Below are 7008 nucleotides of genomic sequence, written 5' to 3'. Positions count from 1 at the left end.
GTTGTGTCTAAGAATTCGAGGGTGAAGGTTGTTAATACGATTCTTTGGGATGAGAAGAGAGAGTTTGAGGGTGATGGGTTTGACGTTGAATATTCTTGTGTAAGAAACGGATTTGCAGGCGAGGGGAATATTGATGATGATCCATTGTTTGTAGATGTCGATAAGCCGAAAGGCGAAGATGGGATTTGGGGTAGTTATGACGACGGGTTAATACTGCAACAGAAAAGCCCGTGTATTGATGCAGGGAAGGACGATATCAATGTTGATTTGGATATAACGAATATTGAAAGACCGCTTAATAACGGTTTTGATATGGGCGCGTATGAAATTCCTGTATTGCTTAACGGAGAAACCATGCTTGATTTTGGGATCTTGAACTTTAATAATGAGTTTATAATAGGCGCGGGAATTGGCGATTTTGCGTTGGACGTTTCTTCCAAAAGAGATTTATACAAAAGATTACACGGTAGAAGTGCGTTGACTATTAGGATTTATGCTCGCAAAGACAAACACGTAAACGGTATAAATTCTGCGGAAGTTCAGGTTTTATTTCAAAAAGATGGAAAAAATATTTCAAATACAGAGAAAATTAGATTTTACCGCAACGGACAAAATAACTCTTATTATATTTTCACATCACGAAAATTTGATACAAAGAATAGTAGATTTGAAGGGAAACCGGTATTTCTAATAGCAGATACAAGCAAGCAAAAAATAAATATGCTTAAAGATACTAACTATTATATATTGCCGGTTTTAATAGATGAAAAAATGATGTTCAAATCAGTCGTTGATATAAATCAATTTTAAATTAACAAGAGAGGTTTGTTTTGAAAAAAATATTACTACTGTTTATTTGCGGTTTGTTTTTTTTATGTTGCACAAAACCCGATAATCCAAAAGAAGAAAGTGAAAAGATATTTCGTTTAGGGGTAAACGGAAAAACATCTTTCAAAAATATTTTGTCGAATGAAGCAATAAAAATTAGTGGTAAAAATTGTTATACAAATTATGGATACGGAGAAATATATTTTGATCTTCTTGATACCACAGAAATTTTTGCAATATTTTCTGTTCCTGCCGACACTTTTGTGGAAACATATTTTTATTTTGAGATAGAAGCAAAAAATGAAAGTAGTCCTAATTTTGTGCTTTGTTCTTATAACAAAGAAAGTTTAGATAGCGTAAACTTTTTATTGTATTCTAAGGAGGGAATGGAAATAGGCGATATTCCTCTGCTTATTAATGGCGGTATTGGCAAATATATGATCAAAGTGTCGGGAAATTTAAAAAAACACGAATACAAACAGGAAAATTTTATTGTCATTGGTACAGATTCTTTGTATAACACAAATAGTACGGAAGAGATAAAAGAATATGTTAATTTAAAGAGTAACCAAATAAAAAATTTATCAAAAGAAAACTCCGCTTATATTGTTGCTTATCCTTGGCGAACCATAAAAGTTTTAGTGACAGACGATAAAGGCGAAATAGATAGCGCGGAAACAACAAAGCAAAGAATTGCTTATGCAGACAGCGTATTTAAGCAAGCAATTTGTAAAGTAGAGAGGACGCTTGATACTACAGATTATGATTGTAAAATAGTTCTTTCTAATAAAGAAAATAAAAATGTTGCTTTTTTTGATGAAACAGACAGAGAATACTCCGTTATTTCGAGTACAGAGTATAGATATGCAAAAGTAAAGGGAGATAATGGTAGAGATTTTACATACGCAGTAGCGTATTTGCTCGGTGTAACATTATTTGACGAAAAAAAAAGAGATGGAGGCGAAAGACCGGAGCAAAATTTTATGGTGTCTGACGGGAAAGGAACTCACCTGTCTTTTAAGCAATGGAACCAACTGCATATAAGGGAGAAAAAATAGTATGAAAACCGTAAAATTCTTTTTTGTCACAGTATTATTTTTGGGATGTTCATATATTGATTATCCCGAGGAGTTTGTGGAACTTATAAATTTCCCGCAAAAAATAATAGATGTTGAAGAAAAACAAATTAATTCAAAAGACGAGTTGGTTGATTATGTAAATTCAATTACTCCGTCTTATTTTTATGAAGGCGTAGAGTATAAAGATTACAAAAACTATAAGATGCAATATATTACAGAGTTTAATTATGAACACTTGATTTACGTAAATCCTTTATCCGACAATAAAAAGGTATTATCTAAAAGTGTTTATGAAGCGGGTATGCCTATAATGATTAATGATGATGATTGGGGAATAAGTTTTTATAATAATAACTCTTACGAAATACACGGTTATTTGAGTAAACAACCTGTGATTTTGATTAAAGGGAAAACTGAATGGGCGGATTCTTCGTATAAGGGTTTCACTATTTTACCTGTTTGCGATTTTGATTGCAATAATTTGGATTTTACTTACACAATCAGGGAAGTCGGTGCAAAATGAAAACAAAAATTATCTTTATTTTATTGTTTTGTTCTATATTATTTTTTGGATGTTCATATATTGATTATCCCGAGGGGTTTGTAATTCTTATAAATTTCCCGCAAGAAATAATAGATGTTGAAAAAAAACAGATTAACTCAAAAGACGAATTGGTTGATTATGTAAATTCAATTGTTCCGTCTTATTTTTATGAAGGCGTAGAGTATAAAGATTACAAAAACTATAAGATGCAATTTGATTTAGAACGAGGTTATACTGACAAGCAGCAGATAATTTATTTAAATCCTTTATCCGATAATAAAAAAGTATTATCTAAAAATATTTATGAATCAGGTATGCCTATAGTGATTGATAATAGTAGGCGAATAGGATTTTATAATGACCATTCTTACAAGAATAGCGGTTATTTGAGTAAACAACCTGTGATTTTGATTAAAGGGAAAACTGAATGGGCGGATTCTTCGTATAAGGGTTTCACTATTTTACCCGTTTGCGATTTCGATTGCAATAATTTGGATTTTACTTACACAATCAGGGAAGTCGGTGCAAAATGAAAACAAAAATTATCTTTATTTTATTGTTTTGTTCTATCGCCGTGTTTTCTCAATCGATTTCATATTGGGACGACAGCAAGGATTATGAAAGGAACAAAGATGTCGTGCTTTTTCAAGGGATAAGATATTATCCTGCAATGAATAATAATTTAGACGAAAGGCCGGATGCAGAGGATTCTGATTACTGGGAACGGTTGGTTCCGTTGAGAATGCCGATAATAACAACGCCTCAGTTAAGGTTGCTACCAAAAGCGCACGAGAAATTTAAAGATATATTAACCGAACTAGACGGATTTGTAAAAGGAGTCGAAAGTCATTGCAATTCCGGTATTCTTAAAAAAATAAGTAAAGTTGCGCTTACAAGAGAGAAAGAAGTTGTCGGCAGCGCTCTTCACAACAGTTGGGGTGATTTTATGGTTAGTAAGACAGAGTGGAACAAAATAAAAAAAGGACAACATGAAAATAATCCGGATACATTACGTTCCATAGTTACGCGTACATATAACAGATACAAAAATCTTTATTTAACAGGGCAGGGGAATTTTATGCGAGAAGAGATAGACGGGTTGCTTTTTGTTGGAACCGGTAATCTTCTTATACTTGGAATATCGCGGTGGATTGCATCGGAAGGCAGGATCGGCGCATATGAACAAATAGCGCACAATATAGGGGACGCCTCAGTTGCGTTTGCGCACGCGTTAGACGGCTACCTCCCGCCGAGTGATAAAAGAGATATTCGCGAAGCCGGAAATGAATTTGCCGTAAAAAAACTAACAAACTCACAATCAGAACGTCATGAACTGAAAAGGAATTATTTTACCGGTTCTATTTATGACGCGATCGCCGAATACGGAATAAGGACTATTGACGCAATAAATTGGGCTAAAAATAATATAAAAAACGGGGGTAGTTGTCACAAATTGTCGGAAGCATTAAAAAATGATAATTGTTACCACGAATACGAAAGTAAATTTAATATTTTGGTTAAGGGGCAAGGCGACCCTATTTGGGGAGTGGCCGGCAGCGCAATAGCGGTAGGAAGAGCGATTCTAATTGATGCTATGTTGGCAGAAAAACCTTTGGAACACGAAAGAATTTTCGGTCCTTCGTTTTTGAAACCGGACACCAACTATACATTTACCGCTTATGCAAGAGATCCTGACGCCGTTGTACTTATAAGGACGGGGACTCAATTGTCTGTCAACGCAAAACGAATCATACATACGGTAGAAGACGGCGACAATGGCAGTATTATTGATTATGAACTTTGGCACGAACCGTCCGCTCATCCGATGTATTATGAATGGTTTATCGGTGAAAATAGATTTTCCCCAGGTCCTAATGTTGAAAGCGTCTATAACAGGCTTGTAGAAAAAAGAGATTCTCTTAAAAATATGAGCGATTCTCTTTCGGTTAAAGAAATGGTTCTTAATAGTAAAGAAATAATGCTTGTCGATAAAGAGAAAGAACTTAGATATAAAGAATTTATACTTTCGTCTTATGAAAATTCGGATTTTTTGTTGAACGAAATAAGTGATTTGAGGCATGAAATAGATATTTTGAAATCTGAAATAAGTTCGTTGAAAACAGAAGTAAACTCTTTAAGACAAGAATGCAATACGTTATTATCAACATATAATTCGTTATATTCTCAATATTTTGCTTCTATTAAATCGCCAAATATGGATTTGAAAGTAATTCTTCCACAAGAATTAAGTTTAGATTCGCTAAAAAAGGGAGCAAACGTTAAGATTGGAATACGGGGTTTTGGTTACCAACAAATTCACCAGATAGAATTAAAAAACAGCACATTTGAATTATCGGCAAGAATAATTGACGACGAAGGTGATGTTGTCGTCGCTAAAAAGTCTATGACATTTCTTGACCGTCTTCCAGTTGCAAATATGGTTGTAAAAAGAACTGATTCGCCAAAGCATTACATAACAAAAGTAAACGAAAAAATTACGAGTAACTGGGAACATATTAAAAACAGCATAGATAACGTGTCGGGGTTCAGCGATACAAGTTGTTATAATCCTATATATTTTGATGCTTTCGGCAAATCCATTGACCCTGACGGTAATGCTTCAGACCAAATAAGAAAGTCCGTATATTATTTTGGTAACGACAGCATAGTATTGTCGGGGGTGAATCAGCAATATGTCGTTGATAATAAAATACAAGGACAAGAAGAGCGGGTTGTTGTAAATAATTCATTGTTTATAAAACCTGAAGAAGATAATTATGTTAAAGCATACGCTGAAGAACATTTTATAAACTCAATATGGGAAAACGATTCTTCTCCGATAGTTAAAGTTTACGACCTTGAAATCGCTTCCGGAGAAGACTATAAATTTCTCGTTAAAATATATGACAATGAGGCAAGTTTTTCAATAGATACTGTCGATCTTCCGGTTCTTGTCCCACCGACAATAAAATCTGTAGAGCTGTCAACACATCATTTGATAAATGATGTGGAAATCGGAGAAATATACGATTACAGTCCGATAATATTAGAAGGGCAGGATATGGTTATAAGGTTTTACGCCGAAGCGTTTGATCCGGACAACGGAGAGAATGCCGAAGAAAATTTGTCGGGAATCGAATCGTATTTTTGGGGAATTAGAGAAGTTAACTCAAATAATGAAATAAATTTTTCAAATACTGATTTATTGGGACAATTAGAAACTTTTACTTACCGTGAATTGTTAGAATTAGACTTGGGAATAAAGCCTGGCGGACATTATGAGGTGTTTGTTAAAGCGGAAGATGATGATAAAAATATTACAGGTAATGCTTACGGATTTGCAATTATGAAAGCCGGAGAATTTAAACTTGCTCCTCTTCTGACAGGTGACAAAAATTTTGACGGCTTTGTCGATGAATGGGATTTAGAGTATTCTGAGTAATAAATGAAAAAAGCGACATTATTTCTGTTTTTCTTTGTATTATTTGTTTATTGCGAACCGATAATAAATTTCGTGTCTCCATATATCAATAGAGGTGTTTCTATTAATTCGGAAATGTCGTATAATCCTCTTACAATAGAATACACTTATAAAAAAGAAGCGTCCGGTAATTATTATGTCGGTTACGCAAATGATATTTATCTTACACAAAAATTTGTAAGAAATATATATCTTACAATAGGAAGTAAAGACGAGAAAAATGAATTTCTTGCATCGGTATTAGCGATTTTCTGGCCGTCTCCGTGGAAACTTCAATTCAGGTATAAATACAGTATTCTTGAAAATGGGAAAAATAATCTGTTTCAAAATATTTCCGTATCTCCTTTTTTAGGAGGTTCTTTGACAAGTTATAATTATCACAGTATTACCGACCACGTTTTCTATCATGGCGATAATTCATATATGCAAATGTATGCCGGAGCGGCTGTCGGAACACGAAAAACAGTAATAGATAAATTTTCTTATATAGAAATATTTGCATCGCCGCAAATATCTTATACTTTACATTCGGGCTTGGGCGGCGGTGAAGATCTTAATCCTGTAACATATTTGTCGGATAGAAGTAAGACTTCAAGTGCATTTGCGGCAAAAGTTTTAGACTTTAACATACCTATAGGCATCGGCTTCAAATATAGATACTTTTTTATAAAAAGCGGTATTTCTATTACTACTACGCTGGTTGGTGAAGAAAGATGGAGAAAAGGCGGAAAACTCACCGTTAATTCATACAATCTTCCCAAAATTCCTATTTTCATGGAATGCGGCGTTCATTTCCGAAAATTCAAGCAATTGGAAAGAGAAATGAGTAATTGATAGTCAACGGTTTACGAAAAGAGAAGTTTTTATGAAAAGTGTATTCAAAAAAGTATTGTTTTCCACAATGGTTATGGCTTTTGTATTTTTAACGATTGGCTGTGGCTTCAACAAAGACAATAATAAAAGGTTCAATCCTAGTTAAACAAAAATTATTTTGTTGTAATACTAGGAGGGACAATGGAAAACAAATATATAATTCGTTCAAGAATTTCAGAGCATAAATTTAGGGAGATTCTAAA

At 33.8% G+C, this 7008-nt stretch carries 6 protein-coding genes; all 6 read left to right on the top strand.

The window, feature by feature from the left end:
* A partial coding sequence (locus tag LBH98_04125; GenBank protein MDR0303946.1) for a hypothetical protein occupies positions 1 to 810 on the top strand: 810 nt, incomplete at its 5' end.
* Between the two features lie 20 nt (positions 811 to 830).
* The gene (locus LBH98_04120) at positions 831 to 1886 is read left to right on the top strand and encodes a hypothetical protein (GenBank protein ID MDR0303945.1); all 1056 of its coding nucleotides are present in this window, start codon (positions 831 to 833) and stop codon (positions 1884 to 1886) included.
* A 1-nt stretch (position 1887) separates the two neighbouring features.
* The gene (locus tag LBH98_04115) at positions 1888 to 2430 is read left to right on the top strand and encodes a hypothetical protein (protein ID MDR0303944.1); all 543 of its coding nucleotides are present in this window, start codon (positions 1888 to 1890) and stop codon (positions 2428 to 2430) included.
* Positions 2427 to 2984 carry a hypothetical protein gene (locus LBH98_04110; GenBank protein MDR0303943.1) on the top strand — a complete coding sequence of 186 codons (558 nt, stop codon included), beginning with the start codon at positions 2427 to 2429 and terminating at the stop codon, positions 2982 to 2984. The genes LBH98_04115 and LBH98_04110 overlap by 4 nt, the downstream gene beginning before the upstream one ends.
* Complete coding sequence (locus LBH98_04105) at positions 2981 to 5893, top strand: hypothetical protein (GenBank protein ID MDR0303942.1); 2913 nt, start codon at positions 2981 to 2983, stop codon at positions 5891 to 5893. The genes LBH98_04110 and LBH98_04105 overlap by 4 nt, the downstream gene beginning before the upstream one ends.
* A 3-nt stretch (positions 5894 to 5896) precedes the next feature.
* Positions 5897 to 6766 (top strand): hypothetical protein, encoded by an 870-nt coding sequence (locus LBH98_04100; protein ID MDR0303941.1) that lies wholly within the window; start codon positions 5897 to 5899, stop codon positions 6764 to 6766.
* Positions 6767 to 7008: the final 242 nt, after the last annotated feature.

The organism is Chitinispirillales bacterium, from assembly GCA_031254455.1.
In the GTDB taxonomy this organism is placed as follows: Bacteria; Fibrobacterota; Chitinivibrionia; order Chitinivibrionales; family Chitinivibrionaceae; genus WRFX01.
Note: the sequence above shows the minus strand (reverse complement) of the source record. Positions and strands in the feature narration are given on the sequence as shown.